Source organism: Nocardia niigatensis NBRC 100131, assembly GCF_000308655.1.
Classification (GTDB): domain Bacteria; phylum Actinomycetota; class Actinomycetes; order Mycobacteriales; family Mycobacteriaceae; genus Nocardia; species Nocardia niigatensis.
This window is the reverse complement of record NZ_BAGC01000114.1, coordinates 152,843-175,101: the sequence shown is the minus strand read 5'-3', so window position 1 is coordinate 175,101 and position 22,259 is coordinate 152,843. Positions and strand designations below refer to the sequence as shown.

The 22,259-nt window shown below is 68.1% G+C and carries 17 protein-coding genes and 2 pseudogenes; 9 read left to right on the top strand and 10 right to left on the bottom strand.

Annotation, left to right across the window (positions count from 1 at the left end):
• Positions 1-20 precede the first annotated feature (20 nt).
• The 4 genes from ON33_RS37370 to ON33_RS37355 all read right to left on the bottom strand — a co-directional run bounded on the left by ON33_RS37370 (position 21) and on the right by ON33_RS37355 (position 3,711).
• Positions 21-893 carry an ABC transporter permease gene (locus ON33_RS37370; RefSeq protein WP_040863874.1) on the bottom strand — a complete coding sequence of 291 codons (873 nt, stop codon included), beginning with the start codon at positions 891-893 and terminating at the stop codon, positions 21-23.
• Complete coding sequence (locus ON33_RS37365; RefSeq protein ID WP_040863873.1) at positions 886-1,722, bottom strand: ABC transporter ATP-binding protein; 837 nt, start codon at positions 1,720-1,722, stop codon at positions 886-888. The genes ON33_RS37370 and ON33_RS37365 overlap by 8 nt, the downstream gene beginning before the upstream one ends.
• A complete protein-coding gene (locus ON33_RS37360) occupies positions 1,719-2,798 on the bottom strand; it encodes an ABC transporter substrate-binding protein (protein WP_040863872.1) in 1,080 nt (359 codons plus the stop codon). The genes ON33_RS37365 and ON33_RS37360 overlap by 4 nt, the downstream gene beginning before the upstream one ends.
• Positions 2,799-2,970: 172 nt before the next feature.
• Positions 2,971-3,711 carry an IclR family transcriptional regulator gene (locus tag ON33_RS37355; RefSeq protein WP_051153446.1) on the bottom strand — a complete coding sequence of 247 codons (741 nt, stop codon included), beginning with the start codon at positions 3,709-3,711 and terminating at the stop codon, positions 2,971-2,973.
• A 434-nt stretch (positions 3,712-4,145) separates the two neighbouring features.
• On the opposite strand from ON33_RS37355, the gene ON33_RS37350 reads away from it, so the two are divergent.
• The 3 genes from ON33_RS37350 (at position 4,146) to ON33_RS37335 (ending at position 7,578) form a co-directional block, all read left to right on the top strand.
• Entirely contained in the window at positions 4,146-4,481 is a 336-nt protein-coding gene (locus ON33_RS37350) for a transglycosylase family protein (RefSeq protein ID WP_040863871.1), read from the top strand.
• A gap of 814 nt (positions 4,482-5,295) precedes the next feature.
• Positions 5,296-6,639 (top strand): lipase family protein, encoded by a 1,344-nt coding sequence (locus tag ON33_RS37340; protein ID WP_040863869.1) that lies wholly within the window; start codon positions 5,296-5,298, stop codon positions 6,637-6,639.
• A 171-nt stretch (positions 6,640-6,810) separates the two neighbouring features.
• Positions 6,811-7,578 (top strand): enoyl-CoA hydratase/isomerase family protein, encoded by a 768-nt coding sequence (locus tag ON33_RS37335; RefSeq protein ID WP_040863868.1) that lies wholly within the window; start codon positions 6,811-6,813, stop codon positions 7,576-7,578.
• Positions 7,579-7,770: 192 nt separating this feature from the next.
• Here the strand turns inward: ON33_RS37335 and ON33_RS37330 are convergent, their stop codons facing one another.
• Positions 7,771-8,781, bottom strand: a complete 1,011-nt coding sequence (locus ON33_RS37330) for an AraC family transcriptional regulator (RefSeq protein ID WP_083869604.1) — start codon at positions 8,779-8,781, stop codon at positions 7,771-7,773.
• 113 nt (positions 8,782-8,894) lie between these two features.
• On the opposite strand from ON33_RS37330, the gene ON33_RS37325 reads away from it, so the two are divergent.
• Positions 8,895-9,746: an SDR family NAD(P)-dependent oxidoreductase gene (locus ON33_RS37325; protein WP_040863977.1), complete on the top strand. Its 852-nt coding sequence runs from the start codon at positions 8,895-8,897 to the stop codon at positions 9,744-9,746.
• A gap of 53 nt (positions 9,747-9,799) precedes the next feature.
• The gene (locus ON33_RS37320; protein WP_040863867.1) at positions 9,800-11,443 is read left to right on the top strand and encodes an acyl-CoA synthetase; all 1,644 of its coding nucleotides are present in this window, start codon (positions 9,800-9,802) and stop codon (positions 11,441-11,443) included.
• Between the two features lie 82 nt (positions 11,444-11,525).
• Here ON33_RS37320 and ON33_RS37315 read toward each other — a convergent pair whose 3' ends face one another.
• Together ON33_RS37315 and ON33_RS37310 are read right to left on the bottom strand one after the other, a co-directional pair.
• Positions 11,526-12,686, bottom strand: a complete 1,161-nt coding sequence (locus ON33_RS37315) for an acyl-CoA dehydrogenase family protein (RefSeq protein WP_040863976.1) — start codon at positions 12,684-12,686, stop codon at positions 11,526-11,528.
• Positions 12,687-12,837: 151 nt separating this feature from the next.
• Positions 12,838-13,488, bottom strand: coding sequence for a TetR/AcrR family transcriptional regulator (locus ON33_RS37310; protein WP_040863866.1), 651 nt, complete (start codon positions 13,486-13,488; stop codon positions 12,838-12,840).
• 93 nt (positions 13,489-13,581) lie between these two features.
• Between ON33_RS37310 and ON33_RS37305 the strand changes: the two genes are divergently transcribed.
• Entirely contained in the window at positions 13,582-16,551 is a 2,970-nt protein-coding gene (locus tag ON33_RS37305; protein WP_040863865.1) for a crotonase/enoyl-CoA hydratase family protein, read from the top strand.
• Between the two features lie 47 nt (positions 16,552-16,598).
• Here ON33_RS37305 and ON33_RS37300 read toward each other — a convergent pair.
• Positions 16,599-17,021: pseudogene (locus ON33_RS37300) on the bottom strand (SDR family oxidoreductase); the annotation flags it as partial.
• A 138-nt stretch (positions 17,022-17,159) separates the two neighbouring features.
• Positions 17,160-17,813, bottom strand: a complete 654-nt coding sequence (locus ON33_RS37295) for a TetR/AcrR family transcriptional regulator (RefSeq protein ID WP_040863864.1) — start codon at positions 17,811-17,813, stop codon at positions 17,160-17,162.
• A gap of 131 nt (positions 17,814-17,944) precedes the next feature.
• Between ON33_RS37295 and ON33_RS37290 the strand changes: the two genes are divergently transcribed.
• Positions 17,945-19,141, top strand: coding sequence for an MFS transporter (locus ON33_RS37290; protein WP_157184940.1), 1,197 nt, complete (start codon positions 17,945-17,947; stop codon positions 19,139-19,141).
• 202 nt (positions 19,142-19,343) lie between these two features.
• Positions 19,344-19,826 carry a hypothetical protein gene (locus tag ON33_RS37285; protein ID WP_051153443.1) on the top strand — a complete coding sequence of 161 codons (483 nt, stop codon included), beginning with the start codon at positions 19,344-19,346 and terminating at the stop codon, positions 19,824-19,826.
• A gap of 252 nt (positions 19,827-20,078) precedes the next feature.
• Here ON33_RS37285 and ON33_RS37280 read toward each other — a convergent pair.
• Positions 20,079-20,816, bottom strand: a pseudogene (locus tag ON33_RS37280) (aldehyde dehydrogenase family protein); the annotation flags it as partial.
• Between the two features lie 104 nt (positions 20,817-20,920).
• On the opposite strand from ON33_RS37280, the gene ON33_RS37275 reads away from it, so the two are divergent.
• On the top strand, positions 20,921-22,258 hold the full coding sequence (locus ON33_RS37275) for a type 2 periplasmic-binding domain-containing protein (protein WP_051153442.1): 1,338 nt from the start codon (positions 20,921-20,923) through the stop codon (positions 22,256-22,258).
• Position 22,259: the final 1 nt, after the last annotated feature.

Here is a 22,259-nt window from a genome sequence, read left to right as displayed (position 1 = left end):
TGGAGGTCTCCTCGAGGGGTTCAGTGGGCGCGCCAGCGGGACAGCCGTCGCTCGATGGCCACGAGCACGCCGTTGTAGACGAGCCCGACCAGGGCGATGGCCACTATCCCGGCGTACATGTCCGGAATCTGGAAGTTCTGCTGGGCGGCGGTGATCAGGTAGCCGAGCCCGGAGCGCGCCCCGAACATCTCGGCGGCGATGAGCACCAGGATCGATCCGGAGGCGGCCATGCGGATGCCGGTGAAGATGGACGGCACGGCGGCGGGCAGGATCACCTTCTGGAACAGGCGGATCGGCGAGAAGCCGAGCGAGACAGCCGATTTGACGAGTAGTGGATCGACGGTCCGCACGCCGCTGATGGTGCTCAGCAGGATCGGGAAGAACCCCGCGTAGACCACCAGGGCGATCTTGGAGGTCTCGCCGATGCCGAGGATCAGGATGAACACCGGCAGCAGCGCCAGGGCGGCGGTATTGCGGAACAGCTCCAGGATCGGGCTCAGGAACTCCGCGACCGGGCGGTACCAGGCAATGGCCACACCCACCGGAATGGCCACGACCAGAGCGAGGGAGAAGCCGATCAGCGATCGGGCCACGCTGGCCGAGACGTTGTCCCACAGTTGGCCGTTGCGGACGAGTTCGAGCCCGGCCTGCACGACCGTGGAGAACGGCGGCAGGAAGATCTCGTCCACCAGCCCCAGGCGTGGCGCGGCTTCCCACAGGGCGAGGAAGGCCGCGATCACGATGACGGGCTTGCCGATTCGCCAGGCGATCCGGGTGAGCGCCGGAAGTACGGGTGTCGTCCGGCGGGGTCGGGTATCGGTTTCGCCGGTCGTGCCGGTCGGCTCCGGCCGGAGGTCGAGGGCGGCTTCGACGAGTTGCAGTGCGCTAGACATGGGAACTCCTCTTGTCGGCGGTGAGCGCGGCCTGCTCGAGGTCCTGGGCCCGTGCCACCTCGTCGTGCAGCAGCGACCAGACGTGATGGCGCAGATCGCGGAATCGTTCGCTGGAGCGGATATCCGGAGCGCCGTCCCGGTCGAGGTCGATGTCCACGACGGCCTTGATCCGCCCGGGCCGCGAGGTCAGCACCGCGACCCGCTGTCCCAGGTACACCGCCTCGTCGATGCCGTGGGTGATGAACAGCACCGTCTTGCCGGTGGCCCGCCAGATCCGTAACAGCTCGTCCTGCAACGACTCCCGGGTCTGGGCGTCGAGGGCGGCGAAGGGCTCGTCCATCAGCAGCACCTCCGGGTCGAAGGCCAGGCTGCGCGCGATCGCCACCCGCTGCTTCATGCCGCCGGACAGTTCGTGCGGATAGCGGTTCCCGAAGCCGGCCAGGCCGACCAGTTCGAGATAGTGCTCGGCGATCTCGCGGCGTTCGCGGCGGCGAATGCCTTTGGCCTCCAAGCCGAATTCGATATTCGCGCGCGCGGTGCGCCAGGGCAGTAGCGCATACTGCTGGAAGACGATTCCGCGATCCAGGCCGGGCCCCGTGACGGGTGCTCCGTCCAGCAGGATCTGCCCGGAGGTGGGTTCGCCGAGCCCGCCGAGCAGGTCCAGCAGCGTGGACTTGCCCGACCCGCTGGGGCCGACCAGGACCAGGAACTCACCGTCCCGCACGTCGACGCTGATATCGGCGAGCGCGGTGAAGCTCTCCTGATCCCCGCGGACGGGGAACTCTTTGCGGACCGCGGTGAGCGCGAGTTTGACGGCAGCGGAACTCATTTCGCCACCGCCTCACCGCTGGGACCGCTGGTGGCGGGGTAGGTGCCGTTGGAGTACGGATTGTCCTTGTTGGTGTAGAGGTCCTTGGCGGCGAGCTTGCCCGCGGGCAGTTCGCCGTTGCGCACCAGCCAGTCGATCCAGATTTGTAGTTCGCGTTCGGCGACCACACCGCCCGGAACCGGAATGCCCGAGCTCTTGTAGTACTGGAGCAGCGAGGTGTTCTCGTTGCGCCCGCGCTTGTGAATGATGTCGGCGAACCGTGCCACCACCTCGTCACGCGGCGTGACCTGCAGCCAGCGGGTGGCTCGCGCGGTGCCCTGCACGAAATCGGCGACAGCGTCGGCATGCGACTTCAGGTAGTCCTTGCGGAAAACGTAAGTGCCGTAATCGAACTGACCGAACAGGTCCTTGTCCGTGTACAGCGGATGCACCCCGCCCCGCCCGACCGCGGTGTCACGGAAGACGCCCCCGAGCGCCGCCACATCGATCTGGCCGTTGCGCAGCGCGTCCTCGGTACTGGCCGGTGGCAGCACGACCAGCTGGACCTGTTTGCTCTCCTGATCGCTGAGCCCCTGGTCGTGGAGCCACTGCCGGGTGATGAATTCGTGGTGCGCGCCCAGCGTATTGACGCCGACCTTCTTTCCGATGAGGTCGCGCGCGGAGGTGATGCCCGAATCGTCGCGGACGAAGTAGCCGGTGAAGTTGAGTTCATCGGCCCCGTACGAGCTGAGGACCGCGGTCACGGGAGCGCCGCCCGCGACCAGCTTGATGACCGCGCCGTTGAAGGCACTGCCGAATTCGACCTGCTTGGTGGCGGCGGCCTGGATATTGGCCGGTCCACTGGTGGTGTCGCCCTCCCAGTGGAGGTTGATCCTGGTGAAGTAGCCGAGGTCGGCGGCCAGTTCGAAGGCGGAGACCTGACCGGTCGAGCCCTGATACCGGATGACGGTCTTACCGTCGGCGGTCGTGCCCGGGTCGGTTTTCGCGCAGCCGGTGAGCAGGACGACCGCACTGGAGACGGCGAACGCGGCGGCGAGTGCGCGGCGCACCCGGGTCCGGCGGGGAAGGAATGCCATGGGGGGAACTTTCGGTGAATACGACTGTCGCTCGAGGGGATTCGAAGGCGGGGCGACAACAGAGCGTCATGGGGATTCCTTTGCCGGACAGGGGAACTGGCGGTGATTCGGCGGTGGTCACATGCTGCGATGGCGGTCTCGGCGCGGCAACCGGCTTTTCACGATGTGGAAATCAGCGTGAGCGAAACTCGGCGGCGGGGAGTGTGGCGCCGTCGGTGGTCTGGAACAGCGGTGCTATCCGGCCCGCCGCGATCCGCATCGCGGGGACGACGGCCCGGATGAGCTCGCTGTCCAGCCGCGCCGACCGCGCCTGTACCGCGAGCGCTCCGTGTACCTGCCGGCCGGGCCCGACGATGGGCACGGCCAGTGCGCGGATGGGATCGTCGGTCTCGATCAGCTCCGAGGCGAAGCCGGTCCGGCGCACCCGGTCCAGGTCCGCGTCGGCGACGGCCCGGGCGCGGGAGTAGGCCAGCAGTGCGTGGCCCGCCGCGCTGGCGTGCAGCGACTGCCGGGGCCGTGGCACCTGATGGTGGCAGAAGTGGACCGGCGGCCGCGCCTGGAAGACGGTGACCGCCTCGCGGTCGTCCAGCACGCTCACGCTGACCGTGATCCGGATGCCCGCGGCGAGCGCGTAGAGATGCGGTGCGGCCGACTCGAGGCCCAGCCGGGCGAGCGCGGGACGGGCCAGCGCGGCGAGCCCGTGCCCGACTCGATAGCGGTCGCTCGCCGGACCCTGCTCGAGCAGGCCGCCGCGAACCAGGGCCTGGGCCAGCCGGTGCGCGGTGCTGACCGGCAGGTCGGCCCGCTGGGCGAGTTCGCTCAACGACAGCTCGGGATCGTCGCCGTGGAAGCAATTCAGCACCTGGACAGCGCGGTCGACAGCGCGTGCTCCGGAACGTGGTTCATCGGCCATGGAGGCACTATGGCGATGGCTTTGACCTGGGGCAACGGTTGTGCGCAGCACGATCCGAGCCGGTCGGAGGGCAATTCCGGGTGCGTATCGTTTTGTTTCGCGTTTGTATTACGCGATTGGAGTCACTATTTTCCCGTGACCTCCGTCACAAATATGTTTACGAATTCCAGAAATGTCATTAGGCGACACTCCGTAGTGAACTGCGAAAACGTATTGAGTGTGCTCGAGGCCGTTCTGTCAACCCTCCGTGATCGGGACGTGATAAGACGTGATTGATCCGTTACCGTCGCTCTCGGCTCGGATTCAACCGAGTCCAACTCGAATCGACGAACACCGGCAACTCCGTCCCGCGATTCGAGAGCAACCGATAACCCTGGGGACGGGGACCCGCAGCCGAGAGCGCGGGCCGGCGGGCGCAGGCGAGGAAATACCTTATGCATCGCAACCGGAAGCTCACCACCCGCACGTTCGCTGCCGCCGCGGCCATCGGTGCGCTCGTGTCCGTCCCGTTCGCGCTGTCGACGGCGACCGCCTCGGCCGCCGGGCATAACTGGGACGCTGTCGCGCAGTGCGAGAGCAGCGGCAATTGGGGCGCCAACACCGGCAACGGGTTCTACGGCGGCCTGCAGTTCACCCAGAGCACCTGGAACGCCTACGGTGGCGGCGGCTCGGCCGCCAACGCCAGCCGTGAGGAGCAGATCCGCGTCGCGGAGAACGTGCTCGCCGGTCAGGGTGCGGGCGCCTGGCCCGTGTGTGGCGCCTACCTGTAATTCAGGTTTCGCGTCCGTTCGAAACGTCCGATGGCCCGTCCCGCAAATATGCGGCACGGGCCATCGTCGTATTCATATTCAGCGTGGGCGTCGTAGATCGCCTTCGCCAATTCGATCTTCGGAGCCTGGAATTCGGGTGTCGCGGTGACAGCGAGGTCCCGCCTGCACGCCCCGTCGTCGCCCGGTAATACGACCCCTCGGTCCTCGATGTTCCGGCCCGGCCGCGCGCTCACGGCCCGGAAGGAACTGTTGGTCAATGACTTTCGCGGTGACGGGCGGCCCACCACAGCGGGGGGAATCCGGCCGGCGAGAGCGCGCGCACGGCGAGGCCGCGCAGCGGTCCGGTAGGCAGTGCAGCGGTCCGGTAGGCGGTGCAGCGGTCCGGTAGGCAGTGCGGAGGTCCGGTGGGCAGCGCGCGCCGCGCCGGATTCGCGGTGAGGGGGGGTCGGGTCGCGCCGATGGTGCTCATGTGCCCGTTCCGGGCACGCGGTGGGGCTCGCGCGAGAACGCGTCGCTGACGGCGGGCGGGCCTGCGGCGTGGGTGAGACCCAAATCGTCCGGCCAGATCCCGTGGCGGTGCGGCCGGGCGAAGATCGGTGTGATGCTGAGGGCGAATGTGGGTCGGGCGGGAGTCACCCCTCTTCCCAGCGTCTTCACATGTGGCTAGAGTAACCGTGTTACTCGGGTAACACTGTTACTCGGGTGCTCGGCCGTCGCGACACCCACGCTCGGGCCCGGCACGGAGCACAACTCCGGTTCAACACACCGACTTCTCCGTGTCCGAGTGCACGCGAGTCCGCAGAGAAAGCAGAAAATGTCTGGACAACGCCGTCCGTCCCGCCGGAACAGACAGACGCCCCGGAAGGTCAATCACGCGCTTGCCGCCGCCGCGGCGCTGTGCGTGACCGCGGCCGCCGGCGCCGCGGCTGTTCCCGGGCCGGCCTCCGCCGATCCGGTCAATGACTTCTATGTTCCGCCCGCGCAATTCGATTCGACACGCGGCGCCATCATCAAGACCACCGATATCTCGGCCCTGCTGGCACAGCCCGCGGACAACGGGCTGTGGCCGTTGCCCGCCAAGCAGGTCATGTACACGACCCAGATGCAGGATGGCACGCCCGTCGCCGCGACCGGCGTCTTCCTCGATTCCACCCAGCCCTGGCACGGCACCGGTCCGCGGCCGACCGTGGTCATCGCGCCGGGCACCACCGGTCAGGGCGATCAGTGCGCTGTGTCGCTGGCCTTTTCGACCGGCATGTACGCGAGCATCACGCCGCCGACGTTCTCCGCGAACCAGGAGGCGATCTCGGCGCTGGCGTGGAATTCGCTGGGCGCACGTGTCTTCGTGGCCGACTACATCGGTATGGGCACCCCGGGCACCCACACCTATGTCAATCGCGTCGAGGAGGCCCATGCCGTTCTCGATGCCGCTCGGGCCGCGAACAATCTCGCCGGTTCCGGTGATGGCACCCCGCTGGCGTTCTGGGGCTACTCGCAGGGTGGCGGGGCCACGGCCGCGGCGGTCGAGCTGCAGCCCGACTACGCCCCGGAACTGAACCTCAAGGGCACCTGGGCGGGTGCGCCGGTAGCGGATCTGACCGAAGTGTTGAAGAGGGCCGACGGCAGTCTGATCAGCGGCGTCATCGGATTCGCGCTCAACGGCTTCGTGGCGCGCTATCCCGAGTTGCAGCCGAAGCTCGACGAACGCACCACGCCGGAGGGCAAGGCGCTGCTGGGCGAGCTGAGCAACGAGTGCATCGGTGACGTGATCCTGAAGCACCCGTTCCTGCAGAGCACCGAGTTCACGGTCGATCACCGGCCGATGATCGACCACCTGCAGGAGGTGCCCGCGGCCGAGGACATCCTGCGGCAGCAGCACATCGGAAACCTCACGCCGGCGACCCCGGTGCTGATCACCAGCGGCCGCAATGACGACACCGTCCCCTACGGTCAGGCCCGGCAACTGGCCACCGAATGGTGCGGGAAGGGTGCGACCGTGACCTTCCGGACCGATGAGCTGCCCGCGATCCTGCCCGGGGCCACCCTCCCGAACCACTTCGGTCCCGAATTGATCGATGGCTTCGGTACCAACAATGCGATCAGCTACCTGGTCGATCGCTTGAACGACGTGCCGATCTCGGGGTGCACCCTCGCCTGAGGCCCGTCGCGAAAACCCCTGCGCTGTTGTCTGTTTCGCCGCAGTCGCGGTGCAACGCGGACGCGGCGCGGGGGTGCGGGAGGAGCACGAACGGCCGGGCGTCGGTGACGCACCGCAGGATTCGATGGATGCCGCCCATGACGCTCCGCATTCTCGGACCAGGAGCCTGACATGTACGACCTGCCCGACGAGATCGACGTTCGCGCAGACGGGCCGCTGCGGATCATCACCCTCAACCGGCCCGACGCCCTCAACGCCGTCAACGACGACCTGCACACCGGACTCGCCCACCTGTGGCCCCGGCTCAGCGAGGACCAGGACGCCCGCGTCGCGGTCCTGACCGGCGCGGGCAAGGCGTTCTCCGCGGGCGGCGATTTCGCGTATCTGGCCGAGCTGGGCCGGGATTCGCGCCTGCGCGCCAAGACCATCGCCCACGGCCGTGACATCGTCCTCGGCATGGCCCGCTGTCGTGTCCCGGTGGTGGCCGCCGTCAATGGCCCCGCGGTCGGCCTGGGCTGCAGCCTGGTGGCTCTGAGTGATCTGGTCTACATGGCCGAGACCGCCTACCTGAAGGACCCCCACGTCCAGGTCGGTCTGGTGGCCGCCGACGGCGGGCCGCTCACCTGGCCCCTCCACACCAGCCTGCTGCTGGCCAAGGAATACGCCCTCACCGGCGCGAAGATCCCCGCCGCCCGCGCCCGAGAGATGGGCCTGGCCGATCACATTGTGGCCGACCCGATGTCGGAGGCCATGGCCTGCGCCAAACGCATCCTGGAATTGCCGCAGCAGGCCGTCGAAAGCACGAAGCGACTGCTGAACCTGCACCTGGAACGGTCGGTCCTGGCGACGCTGGATTACGCGACCACGGCCGAGGACGTGTCCTTCCAGACCGCCGACTTCCAGGCCACCATCGCCCGGCTCACCGCCGGCGCGAAGTGAACTGATCCCGCCGCGTGCAATGGTCCGGCCGTGTCTCGCGCGGCCGGACTTCGCCGCGTCCTCGGGCGCCGAAGCGCGGATAGCCCTGCGGGACCGGATGTTCGGCGTCGGTGAATCACCCGCCATGTTGAGGTTCCTCACCGATCCGGGCGAGCGGAGGCGAAGCTCACGGTCCGAACAGCCGGGTCGTGTTCACCGGACGGAGCGGGCGAAGCGGCCCGGTGTGGTGCCGCTCCAGCGGGTGAAGGCGTGGGTGAAGGAGGAAGCGTCGGCGTAGCCGAGGCGGCGGGCGACCTCGTCGACGGTGGTGCCGAGGGTGAGGAGTTCCTCGGCGAGGAGGTGACGGGTCTCGGCGACCAGGCCACGGTAGGAGGTGCCTTCGGCCTCGAGGCGTCGGCGTAGTGTGCGCACACTCATGCGAAGGTCGGCGGCGATGTCTTCCTGTGCGGCGGTGACGCCGCGGGCCAGGAGGCCGGCGCGGACGCGGGCCGCGGTGCCGTCGCGTCGGCGCCGGCGTTGCATGATGTCAGCGGCCTGCTGTTCGGCGAGCGCGGCGACGTGTGGATTCGCCTGGGGCATGGGGAGTTCCAAGATCTCCCGCGCGAGGGTGAGCCGGGTGACCGGTGCGTCGAAGAGGGGGGTGACACCGAGCAGTTCGGTGAACCGCGTGGCGTAGGCCGGTGCGGGGCAGGCGAGTTCGACGGTCGTTGGTGGCACCATCGCGCCGAGCAGTTCGCGATCGAGGGTGATGAGTTCGGCCAGGTCGCGTTCGAGCAGGAATTGCCGCAGCTCGGACGGCGCCGCCGAGTAGTCGAGTGTCACCGTGGCGCCGGTGGCGGTTTCCTGGATGCGCCAGCGGGCGAAGGAATACGCGATGTCCATGTGCTCGATGCCGATACGCAGCGCCTGGCGCACGGTGCGGCTCGTCATCACCGCGAACGCCCAGATACCGTGTGCTGCCAGGTGATACCGCTGGCCCGCGGACAGGCCGAGACCGGGGATGTGCCCCAGGCGCGTGACCAGATTCTGGACGACCCGCAATTCCTGTGCGGCACGGACCTCGCCGTTCGCGTCGTCCAGGACGGACAGGGTGACGCCGGAGCCGTCGAGGCATTGTGCGATGGTCAGCCCGTGGGTGAGGCCGAGCTGAACCAGGATCGCGGCACTGGTGCTGGACCGCGGCATGTTCATGTGGACCGCCATGGGCCCATCCTGGGACAGAATGGCCGGAAAGAACAAGTCTTGACCGGTTACGTCATGGATTGGTGGGGGTCCGCTTCTTAGCCTCGTGATACGCGAGACAGTGAGGAGTGGATATGGGGATGCGTCTCCAAGGCATGCGTGTGGCGGTCACCGGCGGTGCGAGGGGCATAGGGCGAGCCACCGCGGCGGCTTTGGCCGCCTCGGGAGCGCGGGTGGTGATCGGCGACATCGACGACGACACACTGGCGGCGACGGCTGCGGAACTCACCGCCGCTACGGGCACCGAGGTGATCGGCGTCCGGCTCGACGTGCGTGACCCGGAGTCGTTCGAGAAATTCCTGGATCGGGCCGAAACGGAGCTCGGAGGTCTGGACGGGCTGGTCAACAACGCGGGCATCATGCCGACCGGGTCGTTCCTCGAGGAGACGATGGATCTGGCCGACCGGCAGATGGATATCAACCTGCGCGGGGTGATCATCGGATCGAAGCTCGCCGCTCGGCGTTTCGCCGGTCGCCGCCGCGGCCACATCGTGAACGTGGCCTCGGTGCTCGGCTTGGTCGGGATACCCGACGTCGCAACATATTCGGCGACCAAGTTCGGCGTCGTCGGCCTCGGTGCGGCGTTGCATCAGGAGTTGGCGAAATTCGACGTGCGGGTGAGCACCCTGTGCCCGGCGTTCGTCAATACGCAGCTGATCGCCGGGCTCACTCCGAACCGGCTCACCCGGGTGATCGGCTTCGTCGAGCCCGAGGACGTCGCGCGCGCGGTGGTCGACGCATTGGCTCGCCGACGGGGCGGGCTGCGAGTCGTCCCGCGCATCAGCGGTATCGCCATCGCGCTGCTCACCACGATGCCGGAAGGGCTGCGCAATCGGTTCGGCCGTTTACTGGGCAGCCACGACACCGTGTCCAATGCCGATATGTCGCAGCGAGCGCTCTATCTCGAACGTGCGGGGCGGAGCTGAGAAACGCACCGGCGTTCCCGCCGGAACGTCTTGTCGCAAGGAGGAATTCATTCATGGCACGGAACCTCGAGAGCCTGGCGACCGGGCTCGGTGACGCGGCCGAGACGCTGCGAGCCGTCGTCCGGCTGCACCAGCGCGGCGTGATCGATCTGCGGCGCCCGGATCGCGTGGCGCGAATGGCCCGGGAGAACCGGATCTACGGTCCACCGGCGGCGCTGATCATGGCGGGGGCTCGCCACCATCCGCACCAGACCGCGATCGCCGACGAGCGCGGGGTGCTGACCTACGGCGAGCTCGACGAGCAATCCAATGCCCTGGCCAATGCCCTACTGGCGCAGGGTCTTACGGCCGGTTCGGTGGTCGGGGTCCTGGCGCGTGACCACCGCGGCCTGGTGCTCGCGATCAGCGCGGCCGGGCGTGCCGGTCTGCGGCTGGCCATGATGAACACCGGATTTGCCAAACCGCAGTTCGCCGAGGTGGCCGCCCGGGAGAACGTGCGAGCCATGTTGCACGACAGCGAGTTCAATGACCTGCTCGACGCGCTGCCGCCGACGCTGCCGCGCATTCTCACGTGGGTGGACGAGGGGCACTCGGTACCGGCGGGCGCGCACACCGTGGATCAGTTGATCGACGGTGGCGACCATCGGATGCCCCCGGCACCGGCGCAGCCGGGGGGATTCATCATCCTCACCAGCGGTACCACGGGTCTGCCCAAGGGCGCACCGCGCACCAAGGTGACGCCGCTGGCGAGTGCGATGATCGCGGACCGCCTTCCGTTCCCGCGCAGGGGCTGCGTGGTGATCGTGTCGCCGATCTTCCATTCGACCGGGTTCGGGACGTGGACCGTGGCCACCGCCCTGGGCAACAAGACCGTGCTGTTGCGCCGTTTCGATGCCGAGGCCACGCTGCGCGCGGTGAGCGAGCACCGCGCCGAGATGCTGGTCGCGGTGCCGACCATGCTGCATCGCCTGGTGGCGCTGGGCCCGGAGATCATCGAGCGCTACGACCTGTCGACGCTGAAAACTATTGCCGTGGCGGGCTCGGCGTTGTCCCCGGAGCTGGCGACCCGTGTGCAGGACACCTTCGGCGACGTGCTCTACAACCTCTACGGTTCGACCGAGGTCGCGGTGGCGACGGTGGCGCAGCCGCACGAATTGCGGCTCGCCCCGGGCTCGGTCGGTCGCCCGCCGGTGACGAGCAAGATCGCGTTGTTCGACGACGAGGGCCGCAGGGTCACCGCCCGGAATGTCTCCGGTCGTGTGTTCGTGCGCAGTGGTGCGCCGTTCGAGGGGTACACCGACGGCCGCCACAAGCAGTTCATCGGCGGTTACATGTCCACCGGCGACATGGGCCGAATCGACGACCACGGGCTGCTGCACATCGACGGCCGCGACGACGACATGATCGTGTCCGGCGGTGAGAACGTCTACCCTCTGGAGATCGAGAACCTGCTCGCGGCACGGCCCGACATCGACGAGGTGTCGGTCATCGGCGTGGCCGACGAAGAGTTCGGAAAACGCTTGCGCGCCTATATCGTTCCGGCGCCCGGCGCCACCGTGAGCGTCCCGGACATCAAGGCGTACGTGAAGGAGAACCTGGCCCGTTACAAGGTTCCCCGCGACGTGATCATCATGGACGAACTGCCACGCAACGCCACCGGCAAGGTCCTGCGCCGGGTGCTACAGGAAATGGACTGACCGCGGGAGCCAACCCCGCCCCGTCACCGCGACCGGGTCGGCCCGGTCGCGGTGACAGGTCCGCGCTGATCGACCCTCCGGCTCAGCTGTCGTAGCCGAAAAGCTTGGCCGCCAGATCCGTCATCACTTCGCTGGCGCCGCCGCCGATGCCGAGGATTCGTGCATCGCGGTAATGGCGCTCCACCTCCGACTCCCGCATGTAACCCATGCCGCCGTGCAACTGGACCGCTTCATCGACGACGTGTTTGACGGCCGCGACGGCGGAGTTCTTCGCCAGGCAGGCTTCTCCGACGACGAATTCGCCGGCCGTGGCGCGCAAGGCGACCTGGCGAGTGTAGGTGCGGGCCAGCTCGATGTGCCGGCGCATCTCGACCAGCTTGTGCCGCACCACCTGCCGGGCGATCAGCGGCTTGCCGAAGCTCTCACGCAGCCGGACGTGTTCGAGGGTCAGCTCCAGGCAGCGCTGTGCGATCGCATACGCGTGCACCGCGATGTTGACCCGCTCGGTGACGAAAGCCGCGCCGAGGAGCGCGAATCCACTGTTCTCGGCGCCGACCAGATTGGCGGCGGGTACCCGGCAGTCGGTGAAGGTCAGCTCGGCGGTGTCCGAGCACAGCCAGCCCATCTTCTCCAGCTTCCGTGACACGCTGAAACCTGGAGTGTCCGTGTCTATCACGAGCAAGCTGATGCCACTCGCGCCCGGTCCGCCGGTGCGCACCGCGGTCGTCACGAAATCCGCGCGGGTGCCGGAGGTGATGAACAGCTTCGCGCCGTTGACCACGTAGTGGTCGCCGTCGCGCAGCGCGGTGGTGCGCAGGGATCCGACATCGGAGCCCGCCTCCGGCTCGGTCACCCCGAGCGAGCCGATCAGGTCCCCGGCGAGGGTGGGGCGCACGTACCGGTCGATCAGGGTGGAGTCGCCGCTGGAGACGATGTGCGGTAGCGCGATCCCGTGTGTGAACAGGGCCGAATGGCAGCCCGACGAACCGCCGGCCTCGATGAAAGCCTCGGTGGCGATGGTCATATCGACGAGGTCGCCGCCGTCGCCGCCGTACGCCTCGGGCGTGCCGATGCCGTACAGCCCGGATTTCGCCGCGGTGCGGTGCAATTCGCGTGGCAGGGCGCCCTCGCGTTCCCAGCGATCGAGATTCGGCGCGATCTCGCGGCGGACGAATTCGCCCACCGCCTCTCGCAGAGCGACACGTTCCGGTGTGCGGTAGGGATCGGTGTAGGCGATTGTCATGTTCACTCCTGAGATGTGCGGGATCGGACGCGCGTGGCCCTTTCGGGCGCAGGGGGGTAGCGCCCTGTCGCCGCCGCGGGATACGCGGCGCGACGAAGCGCGGGGCGGTGTATTCGGATGTCGTCGCGGGACGGTCCCGGACCGGTGTCGATCAGTCGATGGTTCCGGTCAGGATCGGCGCGACGGCGGCGCGGGCGACGCGTTCGGCCGCCGCGGGGTCGGCCAGATCGATGGCATGGTGAGGTGTGGCCAGGTAGCCGATTATCAGGTGCACCAGGGCGTCGGCCTGGGCGTCGGGGTCGCGGGCCGGAATCTTGCCGTCGGCTTGGGCTTTGCCGATATTCGCACGAATCGCGTTGAAGGCCAATGTGATCGGTGACGGGTCGCCCTGTCCGAGGGCCTGGATGAGCTCGGCTCGGCGGAGCGGGTCGGCATCGCGGAACAAGATGTGGTCGCCCAGCCCCAGCCCGGTGAGGAAACCGAGCACCACCTGTTCGGTGGGATCGGTGACTTCGGTGAACCGGTCGGCGAGGACGGCCAGTATGCGGCCGATATCGCGTGCCAGCGCCCGTTCGAACAGCTGGTCCTTGCCGGTGTAGCGACGGAACAGGGTCGTGCGGCCGACTCCCGCCTCGGCCGCGATGTCGTCCATGGTCGCCTCGCGGGTTCCGCGGCGCGCCAGGACCCGCAACGCGGCGTCGAGGATCCGCGCATCGGTCGCATCGTCGCTGGGCGCCGACTGCGGGAGCAGGGTCATCGCGCGGCTGAGCAGGCTGGACAGCGGCGCCCCGGGTCTGGTCACAGGCCCATCTTGACATGCGGTACCACTATCCGTCTAATAGTTCCACGGAACTATCTGGCTAGTAATAGTTCCGCCAATCGAAAGGGCAAGGTAGTGGCTGACGTAGGTCGACTTCCCGGGGTGTTGCGGCAGGCGCGTGCTCGAGTGCGCGCGGTACGGGCACTGGCCGACGCCGTGAAGAGTGATCCGGCGATCCTGCGCGACGTCGTCGGCGGAGTGCTGGGCAAGCCCGCCGCGCCGCCCGTCGGCCCGGCCGAGTCCGAGGAATACACCCCGCCGGACGGGATCGCGGAATTCGACAAAGCAGCCCATGCGAGCAAGCATCTCGACCGTCCGGTGGCCGAGGTCGCGGCCTATCTGACCGATCCCGGCCGCTTCGCCGAATGGCTGACCATGCACGCGGCCTTCCGTGGCGACGCACCCAGCGGCGCGTACCCCGGATCGGAGTTCGCTCAGCAGGTGAAGTTCATGGGTATACCCGCCGATGTCGCCTGGACCGTGATCGCGGTGGACGAGACCGCGCTGGTGCTGCGCGGCATCGGGCCGATGGGGCTGACCCTCGGATTCTGGTTGACCGTGCGCGCCGATGCGAACGGAGCGACCGCCTACTTCGACGCCGGATTATCGGGGCAACCCGTCGAAGGCCCATTGGGTGCGTCGCTGGTGCGAAGCCTGTCGGAGGCATTGCGGGAATCACTGGACCGAGTGCCGGACCGGATCGCTGCGGCGGGCCCTTTCACCGGTGCGAAATCGGTACGGAAGCCGGTGCTGCACAAGGCATCCGGTCGCACGATCGCGCCCAACACGCCGGTTCTGGTCGGCGCCGGGCAGCTGGTACAGCATCATCCGAACACCGCCGAGGACCCGGCCGCGCTGGCGGTGCGGGCGCTACGGCAGGCCGCGGAGGACACCGGGGTGGGGCCGTCGCTGCTGTCGGCCGCCGACGCGATATTCGCGGTCGCCAGCGCCTCCTGGCAGTACCGAGACCTGGGCGCCCTGGTGGCGCGGTCGGTCGGCGCGCCCGGGGCCGACACCGTGCAGTCCTCGACCTACGGTGGCGATGGTGGCCAGTTGCTGGTCAATGAAGCGGCGCAGGCCATCTCCGACGGCACCTACGAGATCGTGCTGGTGACCGGTGCGGAGGCGGGCGCCACCATGGCCGCCGCGCAGCGCGCGGGGACCGAGGTGGCGTGGCCGGAACAGGGGCCCGAGGTGGAGCCGACTCGTATCGCCGGGATCGACAAAGAGGCCAACAACGCCGCCGAAACGGCTGTCGGGCTGGGTGCGCCCATCTATATGTACGCGCTCCTGGAATCGGCCAACCGCCATCGGCTCGGCCGGGATCCGAAGGAGCATCTACAGGCGATCGGTGAGCTGTGGTCGCGGTTGTCGGCGGTGGGCGCGGACAATCCGAATGCCTGGCTGCCGCAGCGGTTCAGCGCGCCGGAGTTGACCACACCGACCACGGAGAACCGGACCGTGTCGGCCCCGTACACCAAACTGCTGTGCGCCAACCTGCAGGTGGATATGGCCGCCGGACTGGTGCTGTGCAGCGCCGCCGCTGCCGAGGAGGCCGGAATCCCGCAGGACAAGTGGGTTTTCGTACACGCCGGAGCCAGCGCGCACGACGAATGGTTCGTCTCCGAACGCGCGGAACTGTCTGCCTCCCCGGCGATCCGGGCCGTCGGCGCGGCAGCGCTGGAGCACGCCGGCGTGACCATCGATCAGATCGGTCCCGTGGATCTGTACTCGTGCTTCCCGGTGGCGGTCCAGATCGCCGCCCGTGAACTCGGTATCGCGACAGACGATCCCGGCCGTTCGCTCTCGGTGACGGGCGGACTGACCTTCGGCGGCGGCCCGGGCAACAATTACGGCACCCACGCGATCGCCACCATGGTTCGGCAATTGCGCGACGATCCCGATGCCTTCGGCCTGAGCACGTCGCTCGGCTGGTATGTCACCAAGCACGCACTGGGCATCTATTCCGCCACACCACCGCAGCGGCCCTACGCTCATCTGCGGCCGGTCGTCGACAATCCGCCCGTCCGTCCGGTCCGGACCGAGTACCAGGGTCCGGCGGTGGTCGAGGCCTATACGCTGCCCTACGGCCGTGACGGCGAGCCGGAGGCGGCCATCGTCAGCCTGATCACCCCCGACGGCGCGCGAGCCCTCATGCGCAGCAACAGTTCCGACCTCGTCGCCGAACTGCGCGACGGCGACGCGCTGGGACTGTCCGTAACAGTCCATGATGGCGATATCACGTTCGACGGCACACAACGCCACCAGTTGCCCGCGCCCCCACCGCCGCCCGTGCTGGTGGAGCGCCGCGGCCCCATCATGATCATCACGATGAACCGCCCCGAGGTCCGCAACGCGGTCAATCACGCCATGGCCCTCGGACTCGAAAAGGCATGTGATGCTTTCGAAGCCGATCCGAACGCCCGCGTCGCCATCCTCACCGGCGCGGCCGGCTACTTCAGCTCCGGCATGGATCTGAAGGCGATGGCCCGGGGGGAAGCCCCGCTCACCGAGAGCCGCGGCGCCCTGGGGCTCGCCGGTAGACCGCCCCGCAAACCATTGATCGCCGCCGTCGAAGGCCCGGCCCTCGCGGGCGGCTGTGAACTGGCCTTGGCCGCGGATCTGATTGTCGCGGCGCGTGATTCGCAATTCGGCATACCGGAGCCCAAACGCGGCCTGATCGCCGCCGCCGGCGGCGTCATGCGCCTGCGGGAGCGCCTGCCTCGCAATATCGCCATGCAACTGGCGCTCACCGGCGACCCCATGCAGGCGACCCGGCTGGCCGAACTCGGCCTGATCAATGTCCTCGCTGAACCGGGCCGAGCTCTCACAGCGGCTCTCGAATTGGCCGAACGCATCGCCGCCAACGCGCCGCTCAGCCTGGAGGGCAGCAAACGCATTGTCGAGGAGACCTCCGACTGGACCACGGCCGACGCCTTCGCCAAGCAGTACGACATCGCGTCCACCGCACTGTTCTCCGAGGACGCGGCCGAAGGTGTGCGCGCCTTCACCGAGAAGCGCGCCCCGGTCTGGAACGGCCGTTGAGTTGCACGACCGCCGGCGGTTGAGAGTATCGGCGGCGGTCGCGGCGCCTATTTCGGTGGGAAGCGGAGGGCGCCGTCGAGGCGGATGACTTCGCCATTGAGATAGTCGTTCTCGACGATGGAGACCGCGAGTTTGGCGTACTCGTCGGAGCGGCCCATGCGCTTGGGGAAGGGGACCTGGGGGGACCAGTAGGCCTCGAGTTTGTCGAGGGCCTTGCCATAGGCGGGGGTACTGATCGTGCCGGGGGCGATGGTGACGACCCGGATGCCCGCCGGAGCGAGATCGCGGGCGGCGACCAGGTTCATGCCGACCACCCCGCCCTTGGCGGCGGCGTACGGGAGCTGGCCGACCTGGCCTTCGAAGGCGGCGATGGAGGCGGTATTGATGATCACGCCGCGCTGATCCTCCTCCAGCGGTTCGGATTTCGCGATGGCCGCGGCCGAGAGCCGCAGGACGTTGAACACCGCCGTCCTGATTGCGCCCCTCGAACACGGAGTCATCGTCGAGGGGCGGCTGCTCGGCCAGGTCCAGACAGGCGAGAAGATCGGTCCACAGATCGCTCATGAGACCGAGTGTAAATAAACTTCTCTAGGATGAGAACAACATTCTCATCTGCGGGTGAAGCCGTGTGCGCAGAAGTTCCAGACCTCGGTCGCGGACAGCGGGTGCTGGGTCTCGTCATCGATCGCCCCGGAGGACTGCGCGGTGAACATGACCGTCTGCATCACCATGGCCGCCAGGCGGTGCGGGTTGGCGTCGGCCGGCAGCTGGCCCTCGGCCGCGGCCTGTTCCATCAGTTCGGTGAACAGTGCGAGCAGCGGCGCGTGCGCGACCTTCACCTGGCCGGGATGCGAAAGCTGCAGCTGCGGTGCGAAATCGGTGAACAGCGGGCGCTGCGCGGACGGATCGGGGCGGCAGAGCTCGAACAGCAACTCGACGGCGATCTGCAGCTTGTCCAAGGGGTCGTGCCGGCCGTCGGTGGCGGCGCGCAACTGCTCGGCGGTGCGGCTGAGGGCGTCCTCGAACAGGGCCAGCAGCAGCTCGTGCTTCCCGTCGAACTGCATGTAGAAGCTGCGCAGCGACTGCTTGGAGCGGTCGACGACCTCCTGCACCGTGAAGTCGGTCGTGCCCTTCTCGGTGATGATGGCCTGAGCGGCGTCGAGGAAGCGTTGAACGCGTTCCTCGGCACGAATTTTCGCGGCGCGCAGCGAGCGCTCGACAGCACGCTGCTTCCAGGCAGGCTCTTCGCTCGGGCTGGTCACGGGTGCATCGGTCCTCTGTTCGGTGAGGAGAACATGCATGCACAGTACCGGAGAACGGCGTACTCCCGGCATCGGGGCGGAGGGTGTCCTGCCGGTTGCCGGGCCTTGATAGGGGAGGTTTATTTTCCCAATTGGAGAATGTTATTCTCGCAGTTGTTGCGACCGGATATTCAAGGGGCAGCGGTGGCGCGGTCGGTATCCTCGGCACGGGTTTGCTGCTCATGCGCTGGTCCTGGCTGTCGATCCCGTTCACCGCGACCGTCGCGGGCGTCGTCCTCGCGATCGCCGGGTGCGCGATACCCGAATCCGCCGACGAGTCCCGCCCCCGATTCGACGTGTGGGGCGCGCTGTTCGCCGCCACCGCCGTCGGTTTGATCGTCGTAGCCGCGACCGAGCTCCCCGAACGGGGCTGGTTCGATCCCGTATCCGCCGGATCCACTGGACTCGGGGCGATCGCCCTCATCGCCTTCGTCCTGGTCGAACTTGTTGTCCCGCAGCCACTTCTGGACGTACGGGTCTTCGCGGACCGCGGCCTGGCCGGCGGCGCCGCGGCGGTCACGGTCCAGTACCTGATCATGTTCGGCATGTTCCCGGTGGTGGTGCAGTTCCTGCAATTGATCCTCGGTTACCGGCCACTACCCTCCGCTTTCGGCGTCGCACCGATCATGGCTCCGCTGGTGGTGGTCTCACCCATCGCCCCCTGGCTCGCCGAGCGCACCGGACTACGCGCGATGCTGTGCGCGGGCTCGGTCGTCACCGCGCTGGGCATGTACGGCCTGTCCCGCTTGACCGTCGACAGCGGCTATGTCGATGTGCTGTGGCCGCTCCTGGTTCTCGGCCTGGGGTTGGCCCTCTCGGCCACCCCGGCCACCGCCGCCATCGTCTCCGGTCTCCCCGCCGAAAAGCACGGTGTGGCGGCCGCGGTGAACGATGCCACCCGAGAAGTGGCCGGCGCCATAGGAATAGCGGTGGGCGGCAGCGTCCTGGCAGCCGGCTACTCCCACCACATCTCTGCACTCCTCCCCGTCCTACCCCCACCCCTCCGCGGGCCCGGTCTCCGACTCCCTGGCCGCCGCCCTCCGGGTAGCGGACTCCCTGGGCCCCGCCGCCCACCCCCTGGCGGAGGCCGCCCGCACCGCCTTCATCCACGGCGCCCGAGAGAGCTCCTTGACTCTGTCCGGCATGGCCCTACTCGCCGCTCTCGCCGCCGCGGTCCGGGCGCCCGGACGTCCCGGACGGCACAGTCGCTCTCGGAGTGGGCCGTCGTCTCTCGGGCAACCTTCGAGCTGAACCGGCAGACGATTCCGGCCGCGCTGACACCGCGGTGATGAGAAGTCGGACATCGAGCTTTTACCGGCGGTCACGTGAATGCCACGGATCGGTCACCGGTTTGGTAAATCTATGGGCGCACAATGATTTCGGTGCCCTCGTCGGGTGCGTTCCCCTATGGCAGTGGAGGCATGGATGTTCGAATCCTGTTGTTCAGCTTACGAATCCGCTCACCTCCTGCGAGCCCGCTACGGCCTACCCGTGCAACTCTTCGCGGACCGCCCCTATGTCATCACCGGTCGGGACCTGGACGCGATCATCGCCCCGGCAAACCTCGGGGAACAGATCAGCGCCCACCTCACCGACCTGCCCACCACCCCGGCCGTCGTGGACCCCCGAAACCGGTTCTGGATCTTCCTGATCTCCCGCGCCCACCCGCACCACGAGCTCCCCGAAGACATCACCTCCGCCCTCGCAGCCCACGGCGTCTACTTCCCCGCCCCGGGCGCCCACATCCGACTCCCGATCACCGACCGCCCCAACGAATGGCGCTGGGCCCGCGAACCCCTCCCCGGCCGCCTCCGCCTTCCCGACCGCATCCAATTGCTCGACGTCATCCGCCTCGGCCTCGCCAGCCAGCCCAGCGAGACACCGCAGACCCCCGTGCCCCTCCCCGTCCCACCCATCGGCGCAATGTCGGCCGACGAGCGAGAACGGCTACGACGCAACGCATCCGCGAACTGACAGCGCCTCGCGGAGCCACTGACTCCACATTGCCGGTCCGCCGCCACGGCCTGAACGCTGAGCGCTACACACGTCGATGGCGGCTTCGAACCAGCCGGTCAACCTATCCGAGGTGACGGTATTCGCGCCTGTGCCGGTGTCACCGAGAAGCGCTGCGGTACAGGTAGACGCGGGAAGCGTTGGGAGTATTCGGACCGGTTGCGCCGCCTGCGGTGGCTTGATCTGGGGCGGATGGGCGACGCAGCGGGGCGGTCAGGGGTCGTAGCCGAGGATGGCTTTGGTCTCGAGGTAGTCGTGGAAGCCGAATTCGCCCCATTCCCGGCCGCTTCCGCTCTTGCGGTAGCCGCCGAAGGGGGCGTGGTAGTCGAAGGCGTCGTTGATGGTCACCCAGCCGGCGCGGAGGCGGCGGGCCAGGGTGCGGGCCTGGTCGAGGTCGGCGGCTGCGACGTTGGCGGCCAGGCCGTAGTCGGTGTCGTTGGCGAGGGTGACGGCGTGGTCGAGGTTGTCCTAGGCAAGGATGGTGAGGACGGGGCCGAAGATTTCCTCGCGGGCGATGGTCATGTCGCTGGTGACGTTCGCGAAGACCGTTGGCTTGACGTAGTAGCCGGTGGGGAGGCCGTCGGGGCGGCCGGGGCCGCCGGTGAGAGTGGCGCCCTCCTCGATGCCCTGCTGGATGAGGGCCTGGACGCGCTCGAACTGGGACGCGGAGACGACGGGGCCGAGGGCGACCGCGCCGGTGGGGTCGCCGACGGGGAGGTCGGCCGCGGCCGCGCGGGCGACCTCGATGGCTTCGTCCATGCGGTTGCGCGGCACCAGCATTCGCGTGAGCGCACTGCAGGTCTGGCCGGAGTTCACCATGACGGTGGCGACGGCCCCGGACACATTGGTCGCGAAGTTCTCGTCGTCGAGCACGATGTTCGGGCTCTTGCCGCCGAGTTCCTGCGCCACCCGCTTCACCGTCTGCGCGGCATTGCGCGCCACCTCGACTCCCGTCGGCGGGCACACGTTTAGCGGACCTGCGGCGAGGGCAATCGGAGTAACATTGCCCGCACCGAAGCCGGCACCGGGCATAGTCGCATCGGTTGGGGGATGGAATGGCGAGCCGCAGAACCATTTTGCGCGCCGGCGCATTGCTTCCCCTGGCCGCGGCCTGCGCCCCGCTCGGGAACGTGTCGAGTTCCGAGAGCGTGAAGCTCGCGGTGCCCTGGGGCGGCGCGGAGTTGCGGGCCTTCGAGGACATCCTGGCCAATCTGCGGAATTCCCATCAGTTTTCGCACGCCACACAGGTATTCACGCTTGGTGACGATGTCGGGACGGTGTTCTCGGCCGGCCGGTACACGCCGGACATCGTGGTGCTGCCGCAAATCGGGCAGATAACGCGGCTGGCGCAAGACGGCCGCTTGCGCGCGCTGGACGAATCCCTGTGGGGCGACGAACGGAAAGCGCCGCGTTATGCCCACGGCTGGTGGGAGCTGGTGCATGTCGAGACCGCGTCCGGGAATCCGCTCTACGGACTGCCGTTCAAGGCGTGGTGCAAATCGCTGATCTGGTTCGACCTCACGAAATTCCGGAAGCTCGGTCTGCCGCCACCGGGCAGTTGGGCGCCGTGGCAGTGGCCCGCAATGCTGGACCGGCTGGCGCGCAGCGGAACCCACCCCTTGGCGCTCGGCGCGGCCGACGGCTGGATGCTCGCCGACTTCTTCGCGAATGTGCTGCTCGCGCGCTCTCCCGATGCCTACCGGAGCATCGTTGCCCCGAACGACTGGCGTCCTGAGCAGCGGCGCGCCGACCTCACGAAGGCCCTCGACACCGTCGCCGCGATCTGGGGATTTCCGAATGCCTTTCCCGGCGGCATCGGTCGCGCGCTCACCCAGCAATTTCCCGACGCCGTGCGAGCCGTATTCGCCGAGGGCGACGCGGCGATGGTACTGGCGCCCGATTTCGCCGAGCCGATCGTGAAAAGCTGTTTCGACGGCGATGACGTGGCCATGAAACAGACGGTCGGAGTGTCGCTGTTCCCGAGCATCGTTCCCGGACTCCGGGACGGTCCGGTGATCGGCGGGGGCGATGTCATGGTGCTGACCGGATCGGCCAAAGCCGCGGCGGGCGAATTGATCCGCCTGCTGTCACTGCCCGATGCCCCGGACAGCTGGATCGCTCGGGCGGGCGGATTCATCGCACCGGATCTGCGCACCCGCCCGGCCTATCCGGCCATGCTCGAACCACTCGGCCCGCGCGTCCGATCCTGGACCGAATTCGATCTGGCCGACCGGATCGGCTCCCGGGGCGGCGACAATCAGCTCTGGGGGATCATCACCAAATTCTTGATGGATCTCGATGGCACTCCGGCGGATCCGGCGCAGCGCAATGCCGCGGCTGTCAGTGCTGCCGTGGACGCCATCTACGACCTGGAACGCACCAGGCGGGGGTGAA